This is a genomic window from Halomonas sp. NPDC076908 (assembly GCF_050269715.1).
Lineage (GTDB): Bacteria > Pseudomonadota > Gammaproteobacteria > Pseudomonadales > Halomonadaceae > Vreelandella.
Genome location: NZ_JBNNIW010000003.1, coordinates 115,298 through 135,679 on the forward strand (window position 1 = coordinate 115,298; position 20,382 = coordinate 135,679).

The following is a 20,382-nucleotide window of genomic DNA, read 5'->3' on the forward strand; positions in this document are numbered from 1 at the left end:
TTTCATCCAAATCGGCGGTTTTTAATAATCCTTGGTCGGAGCGACAGGATTCGAACCTGCGACCTTTGCAACCCCATTGCAACGCGCTACCAAGCTGCGCCACGCTCCGCTGTCTTTATTGGCCGCTACATCTTTGCCTCAAGACGGTGCGTATACTAGCGTTTTCTTGCATAAATGAAAAGCCCTTATAGCGCTTTATTTTCAAGTATTTGTCATACACCAGTTATGCTTGCATCCGCTACGATGATTGGTTTTTATCAGCTTCAAGCAGCAGGTCTTTCATAGCATCGTATACACAGGGTGTGGTTACTAACAAATGCTCAGGATATAGGTCTGCCGGTACTTCCTGCGGTGCTTCATATACATGCCCTACGCGTGCGCCTGCTTCTCGTGCAACCACCCAGCCTGCAACAAAATCCCAAGGCGAAACGCTTTCGTAGTAGGCATCTAAGCGACCACAGGCCACATCGCACAAATCCAGCGCCGCCGCGCCGTTACGGCGAATATCCTGGCAATGCACTAGCACTGCCTCTAAACGCTTCAGCAATTGCTTACGCGCCTCTTTGCGGTAGGGGAAGCCGGTTCCTACTAACGTATGCGCCAATGAATCTGCGCTGCTTGGCTGAATGAGCTGGCCATTGCAAAAAGCTCCGCCGCCTTCAGCGGCACTAAAGGTTTCACCTAGAAAAGGCGCATGAACAACACCTACTTTAGCGACGCCATTTTCCATCCAGCCAATCGAGACCGCAACATGGCGCAAACCCTGGGAAAAATTCACCGTGCCATCAATGGGATCCACCACCCAAAGTTTGGGTGCCTTCACATGCAATGCGCTTTCCGGGGCCAGCTCTTCACTCAAGCGTGCTTCGCCAGGAAAATGTTCTTCCAATCGCTGACTAATAAGCTTATCAACGGCAACATCCACATCGGTGACCAACTCATTATCTTTTTTTAATCGACGCGCGAAATCTTGCTGCTCTCTGGCGGCGATGATCATCTGCCCTGCTTCTTCAGCGATGGAAATAGCGATCTGCAAGCGCGCCTGTAAAGTGTGGTTAGTCATTGAATCTCCCATGGGTAAAATTGAAGCATTGTGACTGTCCACCTTAATCCGCCGAGATGTAATTTTCGAGACACTTATGGTACTGGGTTAGCGCAATACATCCACTAACACATCAATCACAATACGCGTAGCCGCTTCGATCAAAACAACGTCAGCGCCCACTCGCTCCCACTCGTAACCGGGGTAGTGCGGCAATTGCGCTGCTAACTGGCCATCAAAGCGCTTAGCAATGCCCGGCGGCAATGGTTTGCCACGCTCTAAATTACGCTGAATACCTGGCGGCAATGATTCAGCTCGCGGCGCATCATGCTGGCGTAATAGTCGGCGTAGCTCACGCTCGTTAATGCGGGGTAGATCAACCCGTTGATCTCGGGTGTTTCCAGGACGGTGAAATTCATGCTGTTCGCCTTTGTCACGAGCGCCATGGGCCGGAGCATGGTCGGGTTGTGCAAAGGCAGCACCATTAAGCAGCAGTACGTCAATCGCACATAGTGCAATAATTTTGACGGGGTTCACTGTAAGCTCCTCGCTTAGGATTAGAACTTACAGTGTACTGAGCGAATAAGTAGGAAGTATGGAAGTGAAGAAAGGGTTCAAAACCCTTTTTTCTCAATTACTATGCGTTATTGGCGGCAGGCTGAAGGCAGAAAGGTATCACCAATGTCGTTATTTGGGCTGGAGCAGCGCCATCCGGTAATTTGCCCTCCGTCAGTATCAGCGTCTGCTACAACGTCAGTAGTAGTTGCGGTACTAATAAGTGGTTGGATCACCATCGAAGAACCGCTATGAACGCCATTATCAAATGCGACACTGTACCCACCAGTAGCTGCTCCATTCAACGTCACGCCACTTATATATTGACCGCCAATTTCGTTTGCTGTTTCAACAATATAGGTATCACCACTGTCGGAGGTTTGATATCCAACAAAGTTTCCATTCTCAGAAAAGTACAAGCCAATATCAGTCCGTAAACCGGCTGTGGCGGTAAATGCTTCGGTCGCCTGGGCCCTACCTACATAATTCTGATACTGAGGCACAGCGATAGACGCCAATACCCCAATAATCGCAACCACGATCATCAATTCAATCAGCGTGAAACCGCCTTGTTTGGTGTTGCGGGTGACCGGATGTGCAGATTTCTGCATGAAGACATCTCCTAAGGGAAGGGGCAAGCCTTTATAAGGAACGGGAATCCTTAAAAAGAGTTAGGAACTATGGGGTGTTACACTAGCTTACGCGATATTTTTTTACAACACGTTCTGTTAACGCTATCGGCTTAGTTGCTTACTACTTTAGCGGCTTTCAGCGCCAGTTCTCTAGTGCCCGTAAACGCTAGTTTGTGGTACAAGTAGTCCGCTTACGCTGACGTATAACAGGTTTTTTGATGAGCCAGCCCCCCTTCGAGTCGACCTTAAGCCATGCTGCCGCCCGCGGTGGCCTGCGTGGTATTGCCCAGCGTTTGGTCAATCACAGTTTGTTAAGCGATGCCCAGGCAGCGACAGCTGAAAACACGGCTTCAGACTTGGAAATATCGCTACTGCAGCATGTGATTGAGAGTGGATTAGTCGACCCAATCGCAGCAACGGTGGCAGCTGGATGGGAGTACGGCCTTCCCGTGATTGATCTCGAAGCACTGCGCCTTACTTCCCTGCCGCCTGCCACTGATTACCCTATTAAAGTACTGCAGAGCCTTAACGTATTGCCGTTAGCCCGCCATGGGCATCGCCTTACGGTGGCGGTTCCCTACCCCGCCACGTTGACCCAGCTTGATGAGCTGCAGTTTGCGACTGGGCTCAGCGTTGAAGGCGTTCTCGCTCCCGTTGATCAAATCACCGTCGCACTCAATAACTACCTTGCTCAAAATGAGCGTGGCATGCTTGATGAGCTGGAAGATATTGACGATGCGGTGAGCTCGCTGAACATTGTGCAAAGTAGCGATGGCAATGAAGTGCCGCTGGAAGAGTCTTCTCAAAATAGCGAAGACGCGCCTATCGTTAAGTTTGTTAATAAGATTTTATTAGACGCGATTCGTCGGGGTGCGTCCGATATCCATTTTGAGCCTTACGAAACGCTTTACCGGGTACGCTTTCGCGTTGACGGCATGTTGATCGAGGTAGCTAGGCCACCGTTTGCGATGCGCAGTCGCATTGCCGCACGCCTCAAAATCATGGCGCGCCTGGATATTTCCGAGCGCCGCCTGCCGCAAGATGGCGCGATTAAACTCAAGCTTTCACGAACTCGCTCCCTCGACTTTCGGGTTAACTCGCTGCCCACCGTTTATGGCGAAAAGTTAGTGCTGAGGATTTTAGACCCTACTGCGGCGCAGATTGGTATTGAACAACTGGGCTTTACCGATGAGCAGCGCATTCACTATGAGCATGCGTTGAAACAGCCCCAGGGTATGATCCTAGTCACTGGCCCAACGGGCAGCGGTAAAACGGTATCGCTTTATACCGGCATTAATATTCTTAACAAAGTTGAACGCAATATTTGTACGGCAGAAGATCCGGTTGAAATTAAAGTATCGGGGATTAATCAGGTCAACGTATTACCTAAAATTGGTCTTGATTTTGCCAGCGCCCTTCGGGCTTTTTTGCGTCAAGACCCTGATGTGGTGATGGTAGGTGAAATCCGCGACCTTGAGACCGCTGAAATTGCCGTTAAAGCAGCTCAGACAGGCCACTTAGTGCTCTCTACGGTTCACACCAACTCGGCTGCCGAGACGCTTACACGCCTGGCCAATATGGGCGTTACTTCGTTTAATATTGCCAGTGCGGTGAGTTTAATTATTGCTCAGCGCCTAGCCCGTAAGCTCTGCACACACTGTAAAGAACCTGTAGAGATACCCCATGTGGCACTGCGCAAAGAAGGCTTTAACAACGAAGAAATTGATCAGGCAACGATCTACAAACCGGTTGGCTGCAAGCACTGCACCCATGGTTATAAAGGCCGCGTCGGTATTTATGAAGTTGTGCCTATTACAGAAGCCATGCGCCAGTTGATTATGCGCGATGCCAATGCACTCAACATTGATCAGCAAGCCCGGCGCGAAGGTTATCCTAGCCTTCATCGCAGCGGACTATTAAAAGTTATGCAGGGCATTACCAGCCTTGAAGAGGTTAACCGAGTGAGCAAGGAGTAAGGCATGGCTAAAACGACGCGTCGACGCCAAACTCCCGCCCCCAAACTATTCCGCTGGAAGTGGGTAGGCAAAGGCCCACAAAATAGGCCCTTAAGTGGCGAAATGATTGGACGTAGTAAAGCCGAAATAGCGGCTGAGCTAACCAAGCAAAATATTGTTATTGGGCGTATCAGTAAAAAGGGCGGCCTGGGGGGCAGTGGACGCATTACCCCCAATGACATCATGGTTTTTGCTCGTCAGATGGCGACGATGATTCGCGCAGGCATTCCCCTCTTGCAGGCGCTTCAAGTAGTGGCTGAGAGTCTGAAAAAACCTGCCATGGTGGCACTAGTTCAGCACATGATGAGCGATGTTTCATCGGGCTCTAGTTTTTCTGATGCCCTTCGTCGCCATCCTAAGCACTTTGACCGCCTGTTTGTTAACTTGGTGGATGCTGGCGAGCAATCAGGCGCACTAGATCAAATGCTGGATCGTATTGCCACTTACAAAGAGAAAGTGGAATCCCTCAAAGCGCGCGTTAAGAAAGCCCTTTGGTACCCCACGGCCGTTATGACAATTGGTATTGCGGTCACCATGCTACTACTGATTAAAGTGGTACCTGAATTTGAAAGCATGTTCCAAAGCTTCGGTGCTGAACTGCCCGCGTTAACGCAGATGACGGTAAATCTCTCAGAGCTTGCCCAACGCTACTGGCTCGCCGCTCTGGGTGCACTGATTGGCTTAGTGTTGCTGCTAAAAATAAGCATTGAGCGCTCCCCTAAAATTGCTTACCGCATGCATGCATTGCTACTTCGCTTACCGGTGGTGGGCGATATTATGCATAAATCGGCGATTGCGCGCTTTTCGCGCACACTGGCTACCACCTTTGCTTCCGGTGTACCGCTGGTTGAGGGCTTAGATACAGCCGCGGGTGCCACGGGCAACAAAGTATACGAGCGCGCGGTGGTACAAACCCGCCAGGACGTCGCCACCGGGCAGCAGTTGCACTTTGCTATGCGAATGACTAATCGTTTCCCCCCCCTGGCGATTCAAATGGTTAGTATCGGTGAGGAGGCAGGTTCGCTTGATGCGATGCTCAATCGTGTTGCTGACTATTATGAGGAAGAGGTCGACAATAAAGTCGATGCCCTCACCTCGCTAATGGAACCGATCATTATCGTCGTCCTGGGCGTGTTGGTGGGCGGTGTTGTTGTATCTATGTATTTGCCTATCTTTGACTTAGGTTCAGCCCTATAAGCTTTATTCACTTATCGACGTTAAGGAGCTTCATGCACCACCCTCCACTGACCATGTGGTTCATCGTCTTATTAATCGGGTTATGCCTAGGCAGTTTTCTTAACGTGGTGATTACACGGCTACCCGTTATGTTAATGCGCGGCTGGCGCAGCGAAGCTCGGGCGGCTCTCGAGCTTAGCGCTGAACCAACGTTACGCTTTAATTTGGCAACACCAGGTTCGATGTGCCCACGCTGTGAGACCCCTATCAAATGGCATGACAACCTGCCGCTTATTGGCTGGATTAAACGTCGAGGGCACTGTGCGGAGTGCCAAACCAGTATCAGCGTACAGTATCCGCTGGTGGAATTGGCCGGCGGACTACTGGCCTTGTCGGTATTAGCTCTTTACGGCCTCACACCACAAGCACTGTTTATTTACGGCGCTTGTTTAGCGCTGCTAACGCTTGCGGTGATCGATTTTCGCACCCAGCTACTGCCTGATGTTATTACCCTACCGCTACTTTGGGCGGGGCTGTTATTCCAGCTACTCTTCCAGCCCTTTATGCTGTCCAATGGCGTGATAGGTGCAATCGTCGGCTATTTAACGCTATGGAGTTTTTATTGGCTGTTCAAACTGGTCACCGGCAAGGAAGGCATGGGCTTTGGTGACTTTAAGCTGCTTGCAGCCCTTGGCGCTTGGTTAGGATGGAGTTTTCTGCCATTAATTTTAATACTATCTGCAGGGCTTGGCGCCATTGTAGGGCTCATCGCGCAAACGTGTTTGCCACGTTTGCGCGGCAAACCCATGCCCTTTGGGCCTTTCCTTGCGCTGGCTGGCTGGGTTGCGTTATTAGTCGGTGATGAGCTAATGGCCCTGTATCTCAGCTTGCTTATTTAAGGCTTAGCTTTTTATAACTAGGCTATTTAAAACTGTTCTATTTAAAACTTGGCGATTTGGGGTAATACATGATTATCGGCTTAACCGGGGGGATAGGCTCAGGTAAATCCACCGTTGCACGTGCCTTTGCAACATTTGGTGCCCCATGGGTTGATGCCGATGATGTGGCTAGAGAAATTGTCGCCCCAGGAGAGCCTGCACTGCTCGCCATTAACCAACGCTTTGGCGAATCCGTGATCAACCCAGATGGCACACTGAATCGCGCCGCTTTGCGCACGATTGTATTTAATGATCCTACCCAGCGGCTGTGGTTAGAGTCGATCACCCATCCCCAAATTAGGCAGCGAATACTGCAGCATCTAGAGAAACTCAGCGCGAGAGGTGCGCCCTATGTGCTACTGGTATCGCCACTTCTATTTGAGTCCGGTCAGCATGCTCTGGTTAACCAAACTATCGTGGTCGATATTCCACAAGAGCTACAATTAGCGAGAACCCTACAACGTGATGGGGTGAGTGAAAGTCAGGTGCATGCTATTCTCGCGGCCCAACTTCCCCGTGAGCAACGGCTAGCTAAGGCAGATCATGTGATTGATAACAGCGGTGATCACGCCAGCATGATGCAGCAAGTGTCACGCTTTGATGAATTGTATCGCCGCCAGCCTAGCGCCTGAACGCTTGCTACTTATAATGTATTAGGAGTTTTTATGACGCGCCCCGCTAACGATTCCCCTCTTGAGGTTAATTGCCCGCAGTGTGCTACACGCGTGCCCTGGCTACCTGAAAGTCTTTACCGACCCTTCTGCAGTAAGCGCTGTCAGTTATTGGATCTGGGTGCCTGGGCCGAAGAGTCTCATCGTATATCGGGTGAGTCTGCGATGGATGAAGCCGATATAGAGACATTATTAGCTCAAGCAGACCGAGATGCGCCCCTCTCTTAGAGACTACTAATTGACTATGCCAAAGTCCCGGCCAGAACAATCGCCTTCAGCGTACAAGGTGCTGCTTCAACTGGAGCAGCAGTTTGACCACCTGCTTGATACGATTGAGGCTGCAGCCTCACTATACGAGCAGCAGACACCCTCCACATGGGTCTTTGATCAACCAACGCCTGATCGCTACTGGTTACGTGAAGCGCTTTTCGATATGTGGCATCAGCAAGACCAAGACGGCCGGGAAACGCGCAATTACATTGCGATCGTCGCCGCTAACGAAGAACTACTCGAAGCGATAAACAACGTTAATCAGGCAAAAGTCAAATTAAGCGAACGGTTGCAACACATTAAACAGGCACTTCCTGAATCATTCAGTGATGCAAAAAGTCGCTTACCCCAGCGCCACCCCCAGGTAGACGAAGCATTACGCCGCAACGGCCTTGCCAGATTACATCTTAAACAGAGCTGGCGGCAGCTACCTATCGCGCAAGCGCCTGTCTCAAGGGTTCGTTTTGCATGGTATAGCAGCGGGAGATCGATTAAACGGATGTCTGTTCAGGAAGCTGAAAAAAGACTTTTACAGCTCGACACCGACGCACCCCATATTCGTATTCAACTACGCAAATTAGCCGATATACCTAGCAGTGAAATGCTTGCCCAAGTGCAAACACAAGCGCCACTAATGCGGGCAAACCTATTTTTTACTGAACCCCTTACCGATGGACACACAAGGCGAGCTCTTAATGCCGCCATGCCTATCTTTGTTCCTGAAAACAGTCAGCGATTGCCTCACATTAATGTGCCTCCCTTACAGCCCCCCACCACCCGCACTCGTGCGCGCCGCCGTGATGAAAAACTTGAGCAGGATGTCTTTTTGCCCAGCCTAAGGATTTATCGCTATCGATAAGCGGATCGTAGATGCTGGGCATGCATACTATTAATGCTGCGTGCCGGGCACCTTATCCAACTGCCACAACTCATAACTAAGCAGCGTCTCTGCAAGCTCAGCAAGGTCGTAATGCCCCACGCCATATTCAGCTAACAGTGCTTCAAAGCGCTGCTTGAAAAGACGATCCTGTTCCTGCTGCTGCTCTTTCTGCTTAGCCTCGACGTCATCTTTTTCCAACGTTGCAAGCGATCTTACCGGCGGCCCCGTGGGTATATCAAAACCACTATCGGGGTCGTCTAATTGACGTAGAGCCTGCGCAAAGGCGTCATCCAACTCACGAAATTTACGCAGCTTTTCACGTTCATCTAACTGCTTTTCAACTTTTTGATATTTCATCGATGTTTCATTTACACCCTGCTTGAAATGGTCGATATGACTGCCAACGTAGCATTTTTTCACAAATACTGTGCACAAACGCGTAAAACCACCGAGCAAACTTGCCTTCGCCCCCCACTTACCAGCATAAAGACAACACTACTATGCATCTTATGTTGATAAGCACGTTCACGGACAGTGACATAGTCAGCGGCAAATTACTAAATTGTTGCCAAGCAATATTACTACTCAAAGATAGCCTAAACAGAGGTTTAACTCTCACCTGCTAGCTGAGCACTATGTTTGTTCAGCCAGGCTATCAACATTAACCAGCACTGGAAGAGTACTCACAGGCGAGCTAAGCACGCCCTGTACAACTAACGCATAGGAGGCCAGATAATGTTCAACGCGATGACACGAGCTGAGATCTGGCTGCAGGACACGCTTGATAAACCCCTCGGCATTGAAGACCTTGCTAATCACCTAGGATATTCAGCTTCTCAAGTGCGCCGCCAATTTCGTTTAAGCTTTCATATTTCGCCTAGTACTTATCGCGAAAAAAGACGGTTAGAGCGTGCGGCTGTATTGTTGTCTCTGACCCCACTAAATATAGCGCAAATCGCAATACGATGCGGGTATTACAACCACTCTTCTTTTTCACGAGCATTTCAACGTCACTACCAGCTAACGCCACGAAACTTTAGGCTGACGTTTAAAAGCACATTGAATCAGCAGAGTCCGACCCACGATTTCGCTACCAGTATTGAAAAAACCAATGACCGACAGATGATTCTAATGCGCCTTTATAAAGCGCCTGACGATATTCCGGGGCTAGGGAATGCAAACTATCACAACAAGCACCTAGCATGCCTACAAGCGCGGCTACGCTTATCAACGACGGTTGTCGCAATGCCAGACTTACTGACTGATAAAATAAATGCCGTAAACAGCGATATTAGCCATCTAACCCGCTCCGATATTGGTCTTTACGTCGGGCACAAGGACAATGCCCAAAATATTGCCTTACCCGTTCCCTATCGGCGAGTCGATGTTCCCACCCATTACTATGCAAAAACATGCTTTCAAAATCTCGCCCATCTACCAAAAGCACTAAGTGATACAATTTCACATTTGCTACACAGACAGGATAGTTACCATATTAGCGGTCACTCTCCCCAGGTTTTATGGCAAACGGATCACTTAGAACTTCGTATCCCATTATTGGGGTAGTGATTACGGCGTTCATACACGGAGGGCATACTACAATAAAAAGCCGACATTTCTTTTTTAGAAATGCCGGCTTTTATGTTACTTAGTCTTCCATGCGTACCAGCCAGGACTCAACGGCTTCGTCACCATGCTCATCTTTCCAGCTACGCAGGCCCTTATGATTGCCGCCACGAGTTTCAATGACTTCGCCCGTTTTAGGGTTTTTGTAAATTTTAAGACGACGCTTACGACGCGCATTGCCGCTAGCAGTCATCTTAGTAGTACGCTGTTCTGAAGCAGGGTCCAATAAGGCAATAACATCACTTGGGCGCTTGCCAAACTCAGTCATAAGCGCTTCAAGTTTAGCCTTAAATTCCAATTCACTTTTGAGGCGCTGATCACCTTCTAAACGCTGTAGGTCTTCTTGCAGCTGCTTTAGCTGCTGTTCTTTTTGAATATATTCGTTAAGTAATGACATCGGGGTTCCTTTAGTATCGTATCCAACTGAACGGGGCCCAACTGAAAGAGGTTCAACTGGCTTAGGTGCTTACGGGACAAGCTTAGCACCTACAAGTTCAGAATGCTGGGACATTATTCCTGTAAAAAAGCAAACTGACAACAGTCTAGTTGATTTTCACTCAATTACTAATCGTTTTTTTAAACTTAACAGGCATTAAAGCAGCTTGAACCATAACATCTCATAAGCAATAGAGTAATGTAACTGTTTCTCTATTACAAACAAAAGCGCCGCCCATAAGGGCGGCGCTTTTACAAACCAATAACTAATAATTTATTAGTCTTGGCCCATTTGCTGCTTGATCAGATCACCGATAGTGGTCGGGCCACCTGCAGTTTCTGGCTCTTGGTCACGCAGTTTTTTCAGGTTCTGACGCGTATCATCTTGGTCTTTCGCTTTTACCGAAAGACTAATCTGACGGCTCTTGCGATCAACACTTACGATACGAGCTTCAACACTGTCACCTTCTTTCAGTACATTGCGCGCATCTTCTACACGGTCAGCACTAATTTCAGACGCTTTCAGCACAGCAATAACGTCAGTCGCCAATTCAACTTGAGCTTCTTTAGCATCAACTTCAATCACACGACCTGTTACAATGCTGCCCTTGTCATTGACTGACAGGTATTCAGCAACAGGATCGGAATCCATTTGCTTGATACCTAGTGAGATACGCTCACGCTCTGGGTCAATTGACAGGATAACGGCTTCAGCTTCGTCGCCTTTCTTAAAGCTGCGTACGGCTTCTTCGCCAGTATCAGTCCAAGAAATGTCAGACAGGTGAACTAGACCATCAATGCCGCCTTCAAGGCCGATAAAGATACCAAAGTCAGTAATAGACTTGATGGTACCTGAAACACGGTCGCCCTTGTTGTAATCAGTATTGAAGGTTTCCCATGGGTTAGCGGTGCACTGCTTAATGCCCAGAGAAATACGACGACGCTCTTCGTCGATGTCCAATACCATCACATCAACATCATCGCCCACTTGAACGACTTTAGACGGATGAATATTTTTGTTGGTCCAGTCCATTTCAGACACGTGAACCAAACCTTCAACGCCTTCTTCCAGCTCAGCAAAGCAACCGTAGTCAGTCAGGTTAGTGACGACCGCGTGTACTTTCATGCCTTCCGGATAACGCTCTTTAATATTGACCCACGGATCTTCGCCAAGCTGCTTCAGACCCAGTGAAACGCGATTGCGCTCACGGTCAAACTTCAGAACTTTGACGTTGATCTCGTCGCCAACGGCAACGATTTCAGACGGATGCTTAATACGCTTCCACGCCATATCAGTAATGTGCAGTAGGCCGTCAACACCACCCAGATCTACGAACGCGCCGTAGTCTGTCAGGTTCTTAACGATACCTTTAATCTGCTGCCCTTCTTGCAGGGTTGCCAGCAGCGCTTCGCGCTCGGCACTATTCTCTGCTTCCAGAACCGCACGACGTGATACCACAACGTTGTTGCGTTTCGGGTCGAGCTTGATGACTTTAAAGTCTAGCTCTTTGTTTTCCAGGTGCGCAGTGTCGCGAACTGGACGAACGTCAACCAACGAGCCCGGCAAGAATGCACGGATAGAGTCAACTTCGACTGTGAAGCCGCCTTTCACTTTACCGTTGATAACACCCTTGATGATTTCGTCTTTCTCGAAGGCTGCTTCCAGAATCTTCCAAGCTTCTGCACGCTTGGCTTTTTCACGGGACAGACGAGTCTCACCGAAGCCATCTTCAACGGCTTCCAGTGCAACATGAACGTCGTCACCGATAGCGATGTTTAGATTACCGTGTTCATCGCGGAATTGTGACGCCGGGATCTGACCTTCAGATTTCAGACCAGCGTTGACAGTAACCCAGTCACCGTCAATGTCGACAACCTGAGCGGCGACAATCGCGCCTGGCTCCATGTTGATGTCGTTAAGAGACTGTTCAAACAGCTCAGCAAAGCTTTCGCTCATGGTGTTCCTACGTAATTACGTTGTTGAGGCATAAATGCCTTCTCCGCACCACCAGCAAGTGCGGGCCTAATGTCACTCAGCCTTCGGGGGTGTTAACGCTGGTTAGACCTGACCGGGCTCACCGATGTGAGTTTAGTGCCCTGCCACGTCATGACACCTATCCAAAAGCGCCGCAAGGGAGAATCACACGCCGCTTACCAGCCCTCTTTGGGCGAGCAGTTCGGTCAGCCGATCAACCACTTCCGGTATGCTCAGGCGCGTGGTATCAAGCGTAATGGCATCATCTGCCGGCTTGAGAGGTGCCACGCTGCGCTGCGTATCACGTGCATCGCGTGCCTGAATCTCCTTCAAAAGACTCGAAAGACTAGCATTCACCCCGGCTTCCTGCAACTGAAGATAGCGCCGACGTGCACGTTCACCAGCACTCGCCGTCAAAAAAATCTTTAGTGGGGCCGCGGGAAAGACCACGGTTCCCATGTCACGACCATCAGCGACAAGGCCTGGTGCCTGACAAAAATCGCGCTGGCGCTGTAGCAGTGCTTGGCGTACCGCAGGCAGCGCCGCTACTTGTGAGGCACGCTCGCCAGCCTGCTCGGTACGAATCAACTGGCCAACGTCTTCTCCTTCTAGCAGCGTACGCGGCTGGCCATCTTCAACTGGAAAGGCGACATCCAACTGCTCCGCTAAGCGGGCAAGCCCAACCTCATCGTCAACGGCTACGTTATGCTTTACCGCTGCCTGAGCGGTTAGCCGATAAAGTGCACCGCTATCCAGCAAATGCCAGCCCAACCGCTCAGCGACCAAACCACTGATGGTCCCTTTACCGGCACCGCCCGGGCCGTCAATGGTTAGAACGGGAACAGTAAGAGCGTGATCATTCATGCGCGCCCTCCACACTAACGCTCATGCCAATTCGGGTGGCCAACTCGACGAAATCTGGGAAAGAAGTTGCAACGTTGGCACAATCTTCAATCACAATCTCTGCGCTTGCGCGCAATGAAGAAATCGCAAAGGCCATGGCAATACGGTGATCCCCCAGGCTATCGATACGTCCGCCACCATAACTTGCCACCTGAGCATTGCCATTGCCGACAATATCAATGCCGTCTTCAACGACGGTGTGTTGAACGCCTAAAATCGCCAAACCATCAGCCATCGCCTGAATACGATCGGACTCCTTGACGCGCAGCTCTTCAGCGCCTCTCAAGCGGGTAACGCCTTCTGCATTAGCCGCGGCAATAAACAGCGCGGGAAATTCATCAATCGCGAGCGGCACTTGCGCTTCGGGAATATCAATACCCTTCAGCGGCGCGTAGCGAATACGAATATCGGCCACCGGCTCGCCGCCCACTTCGCGTTCGTTCTCAAGCGTTAAATCCGTACCCATCAGGGTAAGAATATTAATCACCCCAATTCGGGTTGGATTAATGCCGACATGCTCAAGGGTAATATCTGCCCCCGGGGTAATCGCCGCAGCCACTAAGAAAAACGTTGCTGAGGAAATATCGGAAGGAACATCAATTGACCCGGCCGTTAGCTTTCCACCACCCTGCAGCCAGCAGGTATCACCTTCACGGGAAACCGCATAGCCGAAGCCATTGAGCATCCGCTCAGTATGGTCACGCGTCGGCGCGGGTTCCCGCACGCGGGTTTCGCCCTGGGCGTAAAGACCAGCTAACAACAGGCAAGATTTAACCTGGGCACTGGCCATGGGCATATCGTAATCAATACCTTTGAGGGCAGCACCGCCGTGAATCTTCAGCGGTGGGCGTCCGCCCTCAGCTGTATCGATCGCTGCCCCCATTAGGCGCAGCGGCTCAGCCACACGACCCATGGGCCGCTTGGTCAGCGACTCATCGCCAGTTAGCTCGCTGTCAAACGCCTGACCAGCAAGCAGCCCGGAAAACAGCCGCATGGCGGTACCGGAGTTACCCACATAAAGCGGGCCAGCGGGCGCTTTTAAGCCATGCATGCCGACACCATGGATGGTCACTCGGCCCTGATGCGGCCCTTCAATCGCCACGCCCATTTCACGAAACGCCTGCAGGGTGGCCAGGCTATCTTCACCCTCTAGAAAGCCTTTAACCTCAGTAACACCCTCTGCCAACGCGCCCAGCATAATAGAGCGGTGCGACATGGATTTATCGCCAGGTACGCGCAAACGCCCCTGCGCCTGACCGCCTGGCTGCACACGGTAGGTGACCTTACCTTGTGGTTGCATATGATATTCCGCCTGATAACTGGTTTTGTTCAATAAAGAGTCGAAATAGTGCCGGGCATGGCTCGCCCGATCAAAGGTCGCAATCAGCGCATCGCTGTCACCGGTTTCTACCGCATGACGCAGACGCTCAAGCCCCGCCTCAAAATCATCCAAAGATGCTAAGACCGCTTGCTTATTGGCGATAAAAATATCTCGCCACATAACAGGGTCGCTGCCTGCAATACGGGTAAAATCGCGAAAGCCGCCTGCTGCATAGCGAAAAATATCTAACCGTTCATCCTGACGGGCAAGCGTATCCACCAATGAAAAAGCGAGTAGGTGCGGTAAATGGCTGGTACGCGCCAAGACTTGATCATGCCGCTCGACGTCCATTTCCAGCACATCGGCACCGCAGGCCTGCCACAAACGACGCACTCGCTCTAGCGCATCGCGATCAACATTAGCTTCAGGTGTCAGGATGACTTTATGGTCAACATAAAGCTGTGGATTCGCTGCTGCCACACCGCTTTTTTCTGAACCGGCAATGGGGTGGCCCAGCACCATATTGGTGGGCACTTGGCCAAACACACGCTGGGCACAGGCCCGAATGGTCGCTTTAGTGCTACCAACATCGGTAATCACGACGTCTGCAGATGCGCTTGGCAGTGCTTCGGCCAAGCTCGCCATGACGCTCTCCATCGCAAGCACCGGCACCGCCAGCACCACCATCGTCGCCCTACTTACCTGTTCAGCAAGATGGGTGCCGCCTGAATCGATCAACCCCATCTCAATGCCACGATTGATTTCATCGGCATTGGGATCACAGGCGACAATGTCACCTCGAAAGCCCGACACACGCAGCGCCGCTGCGAGTGAACCGCCAATTAAGCCCAACCCGACAATCACAAGGCGCGACTCATGGCATACGGATTTGTTAACGCTTTCTGCCACCATTAACGTCACAGCACGCCTATGGGGTAGGAACCCAGCACACGCAAGTCCGCTGCCCGTAGCCGCACCTCTTCAAGTACTGCTGCAACCTGCGGCTCGTCGCGATGGCCTTTAAAATCAATAAAGAAAACGTAATTCCACACCCCGGTACGCGAAGGCCGCGTTTCAAGGCGCGTTAAATCGATCTGGTGACGATGAAAGGGTTCAAGCAGCGCGTGCAGGGTACCCGGCTGGTTACGCATGGCGACCACGATAGAAGTTTTATCCTCTCCTGCCATGGGTACATCCTGGTTACCAATAATCAAAAACCGCGTGGAGTTATCCGGACGGTCTTCAATTTTTTCAGCGATATGCTCAAGGCCATAAAGCTTAGCCGCCATATCGCCAGCAATGGCCGCGCTGTGCCATTCCGTTTTTACTAACTTGGCAGCTTCAGCATTGGAGGAAACCGGCACACGCTCAGCATGAGGATAGTGCGCATCAAGCCACTTGCGACACTGGCCAAAGGATTGCGGGTGTGAATAGATACGCGAGACTTTATCGCGGCGGGTCGTTTCGCTGACTAGCAGATGATGGTGAATTCGCAGCACCACCTCGCCACAAATTTTTATGGAAGAGTCCATAAACGTATCAAGGGTATGGTTGACCACCCCTTCGGTGGAGTTCTCCACCGGCACGACGCCATAATGCACCGCGCCCGCCTCTACCTCACGAAACACCTCATCAATAGCGGCCATCGGCAGGCTTACGGCGCTTTCGCCAAAATGCTTGAGCGCTGCCTGCTGAGTAAAGGTGCCTTCAGGGCCTAAATAGGCCACCTTGATCGGCTGCTCTAATGCCAAACACGCCGACATGATTTCACGAAACAGGCGCGCCATCTCTTCTGAATCAAGTGGGCCTTTATTCAGCGCCATGATGCGTCGCAGCACCTGCGCTTCGCGCTCAGGGCGATAGAACACCGCATCTTTATCTTCAGCAAGCTTTACGTGCGCTACTTGCTGAGCACAGTTGGCACGCTCGCTGATCAGATTCAGAATATCGCTATCGAGCTGATCGATTCGCTGGCGCAGCTCATCCAGATTGATCGACGTGTCGGACATGGTGGTTAGCCTCTTGTTTGTTCAAAATCCGCCATAAACGCGATAAGCGCATCTACCGCAGACTCAGGCACCGCGTTATAAAGGCTGGCACGCATACCGCCCACGCTGCGGTGGCCTTTTAAATTAAGCAGCCCCGCCGCATCGGCCTGTTGTAAGAATGCTTTATCCAGTGCCGCATCGGCTAAAACAAAAGGTACGTTCATCCGCGAACGATTTTGCTTAGCAATCGGATTGCTATAAAAGTCGCTCGCATCAATCGCTGCATAAAGCTTATCGGCTTTGCGCTGATTAATGGCGTCCATCGAGGCTAGGCCACCAATGTCATCTTTCAGCCACTGAAACACCAATCCCGCCAAATACCAGGCATAGGTGGGCGGCGTATTCACCATCGAACCTGCTTCGGCCAGCATTTTGTAATCAAACAGCGAAGGAATGTTGGCTTGGGCTTTGCCTAGCAAATCGTCACGAACGACGGCCAGCGTTAAACCAGCGGGGCCAATATTTTTCTGCGCCCCCGCGTAGATCACGCCGAAATCGCTAACGTCGATCGGTCCAGAAAGGATATTTGATGACATATCACAGACCAACGGCACGCTAGCACCATCGGCACGCTGCACACGGGGCGTATAGTCAAACTCCAGGCCACCAATCGTTTCGTTAGAGGTGTAGTGCAGGTAGGCCGCGTCATCGCTAACCTGAACGGTATCCAGTGCAGGCACTGCCATATGGCCATTAGGCTCGCTGCTCGCGGCCACATGACAACTAAAACCAAGATGCTTGGCTTCGCTGAGTGCTTTCTTGCCCCAAATTCCGGTCTGGATAAAGTTGGCGCTACCGCCTTGCCCCAACAGATTCATCGGCAGCATGGCAAACTGCATGCTGGCGCCGCCCTGCAAAAACAGCACCTTATAGTTACTCGGTACGCCTAGCAGCTGGCGGAAATCGGCTTCTGCACGCTCGGCGATAGCGATAAATTCGTCGCTACGATGGCTCATTTCCATGACGGAAAGACCGCGGCCCTGGTAGTCCAGCAACTCTTCCCGCGCCCGCTCAAGTACGGCTACTGGCAGGGCCGCAGGCCCTGCGCAGAAATTATAGTGACGTGTCATCAGTCCCCGCTTCCTGTGCACCATCGGAAGATTCGCTCGCCTGGGCGTTTTCCAGTCCCTCTTCAAGGCTGCCTTCAGCCCCCTCTTCAGGACCTGTTGGATCGACTTCAGCGGGCTCATCAACACGAACCGTTTTGACTAATTTTTCTTCTTTGCCAAGGCGAATTAGCATCACGCCCTGAGTGTTACGTGAAGTAGTCGACACTTCTTCAACACGGGTACGCACGAGCGTTCCGCGGTCGGTGATCAGCATCATTTCATCGCTGTCATAGACCTGCATCGCCGCCACCAGGGAGCCGTTACGCTCGCTGGTCTGCATGGCGATAACGCCCTGGCCGCCGCGGCCACGCAGCGGGAACTCTTCCAGACGCGTCCGCTTGCCGTAGCCATTTTCACTGGCGGTCATAATATAAATCTGACCATCGACGGTTTCGACGACAGCACTCTCTTGGCCACTATCCTGCGTCTCACCTTCGGCATCCGCTTCAGCATCAATCTGCTGACTCTTGGGAATAATCAGGCTGATCACTTCTGCATCATCCGCTAAGCGCATACCACGCACGCCGCGTGCAGTACGACCCATAGCGCGGGCTTTGCCCTCTTCAAAACGAATCGCCTTACCGTTAGATGACAGCAACATGGCATGATCATTACCGGTAGTAATGGCAGCGCCAACTAAGCGGTCGCCCTCTTCCAGGTCAATAGCGATAAGACCCACGCTACGCGGGCGCGAGAACTGCTCAAGACTGGTTCGCTTCACAGTGCCTTTAGCGGTCGCGAAGAAGATATAATGCTCAGGATCGTAATCACGTACCGGCAGAATAGCGTTAACTGCCTCTCCCTCTTCAAGCGGCAGCATGTTGACCAACGGCTTACCACGCGAGCCACGGCTGGCATTGGGCATTTCATACACTTTCAGCCAGTACACTTTGCCGCGATTGGAGAACAGCAGCACGGTATCGTGAGTAGAGGCCACCAGCAGGTGTTCAATCACATCTTCATCTTTCATGGCCGTTGCGGATTTACCGCGACCACCCCGACGCTGAGCTTGATAATCCGATAACGGCTGCGTCTTGGCATAGCCAGAACGCGACACCGTCACCACCATATCTTCTTCAGTGATCAAATCTTCAATCGAAAGGTCAAGGTGGCTAGCCTGGATTTCAGTACGGCGGTCATCACCAAACTGATCACGCACAGCGTGCAGCTCTTCCCGGATCACTTCCATCAACCGATCAGGAGACGCCAGAATTTCAGTAAGCTCGGCAATTTTCTCAAGAATCGTCAGGTATTCATCGAGCAGCTTCTCGGTCTCAAGCCCCGTTAAGCGGTGTAGACGTAGCTCTAGAATCGCCTGCGCTTGGGCAGGAGAAAGACGATAAGAAGTAGCCGCGGTGTTTAAACCAAAGCCTTCTTCTAGGCCTTCCGGCTTGCAAGACGTAGCACCCGCCCGCTCCAACATGGCGGTAACCTGGCCTGGCTGCCAGGTTTTGGCGAGCAGTTTTTCACGCGCTTCGGCCGCGTTGGGCGAGGCTTTAATCAGCTCAATCACTTCGTCAATATTCGAGATAGCGACCGCTAAACCTTCCAACAGATGCCCACGTTCACGAGCTTTTTTCAGCTCAAAAAGCGTACGCCGGGTAACCACTTCACGCCGGTGGCGAATAAAGGCTTCCAGCATCTCTTTAAGATTAAGCGTACGCGGCTGACCATTTTCCAGCGCCACCATGTTAATCCCGAACACATTTTGCAGCTGCGTTTGGGCAAACAGGTTATTGACCACTACCTCGCCGGATTCACCGCGTTTAACTTCAATTACCACGCGCAGGCCGTCTTTATCCGACTCATCGCGCAACTCGGCGATGCCTTCGATCTTCTTCTCTTTCACCAGCTCGGCAATTTTCTCAATTAGCCGCGCTTTGTTCACCTGGTACGGCAGCTCACTAATAATAATGTGATCGCGGCCAGTCTTATCATGGTGCTCAATGGTGTGGCAGGCGCGCACATAAATGCGCCCACGGCCAGTACGATACGCCGACAAAATACCCGCGCGACCATTGATAATCGCCCCGGTGGGGAAATCAGGCCCGGGGATATATTCCATCAAGTCATCCACCGTTAGCGTGTAGTCGTCAATTAAGGCTAAACAGCCGTCAATCACTTCACGCATATTGTGCGGTGGAATATTGGTTGCCATACCGACCGCAATACCCGATGAGCCGTTGATCAGCAAATTAGGCGTTTTAGTAGGTAAGACAGCCGGGATACGTTCGGTACCGTCGTAGTTATCAACCCAATCGACGGTATCTTTTTCCAGGTCAGCAAGCAGTTCGTGAGCAAGGCGCGACATACGCACCTCGGTGTAACGCATGGCAGCTGCGTTATCCCCATCAATAGAACCGAAGTTACCCTGGCCGTCGACCAGCACATGGCGCATCGAAAAGTGCTGCGCCATACGTACGATGGTGTCGTATACCGCGCTATCACCGTGCGGATGATATTTACCGATGACATCACCGACGACACGCGCCGACTTCTTGTACGGTTTATTCCAATCATTACCCAGTTCATGCATGGCAAACAGCACACGCCGGTGAACCGGTTTAAGGCCATCCCGCACATCTGGAAGCGCGCGGCCGATAATGACGCTCATCGCATAGTCGAGATACGACTGTTTGAGCTCGTCTTCAATATTGACGGGCAAGATTTCTCTGGCGATGTCACCCATGAAAGTCAGATCCTTTGCACTGCATTGGCACTGCGAGAGTTGAAAGCGCTTAAAAACACCGCCCTAAAATACACTAGAGCGGCGCGCAAATACTTCG

At 51.3% G+C, this 20,382-nt stretch carries 18 protein-coding genes and 1 tRNA gene; 7 read left to right on the forward strand and 12 right to left on the reverse strand.

Translation table 11 applies throughout. From position 1 onward, the window contains the following. Positions 1-32: 32 nt before the first annotated feature. From ACQKE4_RS02770 to ACQKE4_RS02785, 4 genes are all read right to left on the reverse strand, one after another. A tRNA-Pro gene (locus ACQKE4_RS02770) sits at positions 33-109 on the reverse strand. A gap of 129 nt (positions 110-238) precedes the next feature. Further along, a complete protein-coding gene (locus ACQKE4_RS02775) occupies positions 239-1,063 on the reverse strand; it encodes an inositol monophosphatase family protein (RefSeq protein ID WP_427386789.1) in 825 nt (274 codons plus the stop codon). Positions 1,064-1,150: 87 nt separating this feature from the next. Then, entirely contained in the window at positions 1,151-1,579 is a 429-nt protein-coding gene (locus ACQKE4_RS02780) for an anti-virulence regulator CigR family protein (RefSeq protein ID WP_427386790.1), read from the reverse strand. Between the two features lie 107 nt (positions 1,580-1,686). Continuing rightward, a complete protein-coding gene (locus tag ACQKE4_RS02785) occupies positions 1,687-2,208 on the reverse strand; it encodes a pilin (RefSeq protein ID WP_427386791.1) in 522 nt (173 codons plus the stop codon). Between the two features lie 239 nt (positions 2,209-2,447). Between ACQKE4_RS02785 and pilB the strand changes: the two genes are divergently transcribed. The 6 genes from pilB to ACQKE4_RS02815 all read left to right on the forward strand — a co-directional run bounded on the left by pilB (position 2,448) and on the right by ACQKE4_RS02815 (position 8,158). Continuing rightward, positions 2,448-4,205, forward strand: a complete 1,758-nt coding sequence (pilB, locus tag ACQKE4_RS02790) for a type IV-A pilus assembly ATPase PilB (protein ID WP_427386792.1) — start codon at positions 2,448-2,450, stop codon at positions 4,203-4,205. Positions 4,206-4,208: 3 nt separating this feature from the next. Then, entirely contained in the window at positions 4,209-5,441 is a 1,233-nt protein-coding gene (locus ACQKE4_RS02795; RefSeq protein WP_427386793.1) for a type II secretion system F family protein, read from the forward strand. 32 nt (positions 5,442-5,473) lie between these two features. After that, on the forward strand, positions 5,474-6,319 hold the full coding sequence (locus ACQKE4_RS02800; RefSeq protein ID WP_427386794.1) for a prepilin peptidase: 846 nt from the start codon (positions 5,474-5,476) through the stop codon (positions 6,317-6,319). A 68-nt stretch (positions 6,320-6,387) separates the two neighbouring features. Then, a complete protein-coding gene (gene coaE / locus ACQKE4_RS02805) occupies positions 6,388-6,990 on the forward strand; it encodes a dephospho-CoA kinase (RefSeq protein ID WP_427386795.1) in 603 nt (200 codons plus the stop codon). Between the two features lie 33 nt (positions 6,991-7,023). Beyond that, positions 7,024-7,257, forward strand: coding sequence for a DNA gyrase inhibitor YacG (yacG, locus tag ACQKE4_RS02810; protein WP_290833515.1), 234 nt, complete (start codon positions 7,024-7,026; stop codon positions 7,255-7,257). A 16-nt stretch (positions 7,258-7,273) separates the two neighbouring features. After that, entirely contained in the window at positions 7,274-8,158 is an 885-nt protein-coding gene (locus ACQKE4_RS02815) for a DNA replication terminus site-binding protein (RefSeq protein ID WP_427386866.1), read from the forward strand. A 30-nt stretch (positions 8,159-8,188) separates the two neighbouring features. On the opposite strand, the gene ACQKE4_RS02820 is transcribed toward ACQKE4_RS02815, so the two are convergent. Continuing rightward, complete coding sequence (locus ACQKE4_RS02820) at positions 8,189-8,536, reverse strand: hypothetical protein (RefSeq protein WP_427386796.1); 348 nt, start codon at positions 8,534-8,536, stop codon at positions 8,189-8,191. A 378-nt stretch (positions 8,537-8,914) separates the two neighbouring features. Here ACQKE4_RS02820 and ACQKE4_RS02825 point away from each other — a divergent pair, with 378 nt between their 5' ends. Next, on the forward strand, positions 8,915-9,745 hold the full coding sequence (locus tag ACQKE4_RS02825) for a helix-turn-helix transcriptional regulator (RefSeq protein ID WP_427386797.1): 831 nt from the start codon (positions 8,915-8,917) through the stop codon (positions 9,743-9,745). Between the two features lie 82 nt (positions 9,746-9,827). Here the strand turns inward: ACQKE4_RS02825 and ACQKE4_RS02830 are convergent, their stop codons facing one another. The 7 genes from ACQKE4_RS02830 to gyrA form a co-directional block, all read right to left on the reverse strand. After that, entirely contained in the window at positions 9,828-10,202 is a 375-nt protein-coding gene (locus tag ACQKE4_RS02830; protein WP_427386798.1) for a histone-like nucleoid-structuring protein, MvaT/MvaU family, read from the reverse strand. Between the two features lie 315 nt (positions 10,203-10,517). Beyond that, positions 10,518-12,197 carry a 30S ribosomal protein S1 gene (gene rpsA / locus ACQKE4_RS02835; RefSeq protein ID WP_290833507.1) on the reverse strand — a complete coding sequence of 560 codons (1,680 nt, stop codon included), beginning with the start codon at positions 12,195-12,197 and terminating at the stop codon, positions 10,518-10,520. A gap of 183 nt (positions 12,198-12,380) precedes the next feature. Continuing rightward, complete coding sequence (cmk, locus tag ACQKE4_RS02840; protein WP_427386799.1) at positions 12,381-13,079, reverse strand: (d)CMP kinase; 699 nt, start codon at positions 13,077-13,079, stop codon at positions 12,381-12,383. Then, entirely contained in the window at positions 13,072-15,351 is a 2,280-nt protein-coding gene (locus tag ACQKE4_RS02845) for a bifunctional prephenate dehydrogenase/3-phosphoshikimate 1-carboxyvinyltransferase (RefSeq protein ID WP_427386867.1), read from the reverse strand. Before ACQKE4_RS02845 ends, cmk begins: the two co-directional genes overlap by 8 nt. A gap of 5 nt (positions 15,352-15,356) precedes the next feature. After that, positions 15,357-16,448, reverse strand: a complete 1,092-nt coding sequence (gene pheA, locus ACQKE4_RS02850) for a prephenate dehydratase (protein ID WP_427386800.1) — start codon at positions 16,446-16,448, stop codon at positions 15,357-15,359. Positions 16,449-16,453: 5 nt separating this feature from the next. Continuing rightward, positions 16,454-17,557, reverse strand: coding sequence for a 3-phosphoserine/phosphohydroxythreonine transaminase (gene serC, locus ACQKE4_RS02855; protein WP_427386801.1), 1,104 nt, complete (start codon positions 17,555-17,557; stop codon positions 16,454-16,456). Then, positions 17,541-20,285: a DNA gyrase subunit A gene (gene gyrA, locus ACQKE4_RS02860; protein WP_427386802.1), complete on the reverse strand. Its 2,745-nt coding sequence runs from the start codon at positions 20,283-20,285 to the stop codon at positions 17,541-17,543. The genes serC and gyrA overlap by 17 nt, the downstream gene beginning before the upstream one ends. Between the last annotated feature and the right edge of the window lie 97 nt (positions 20,286-20,382).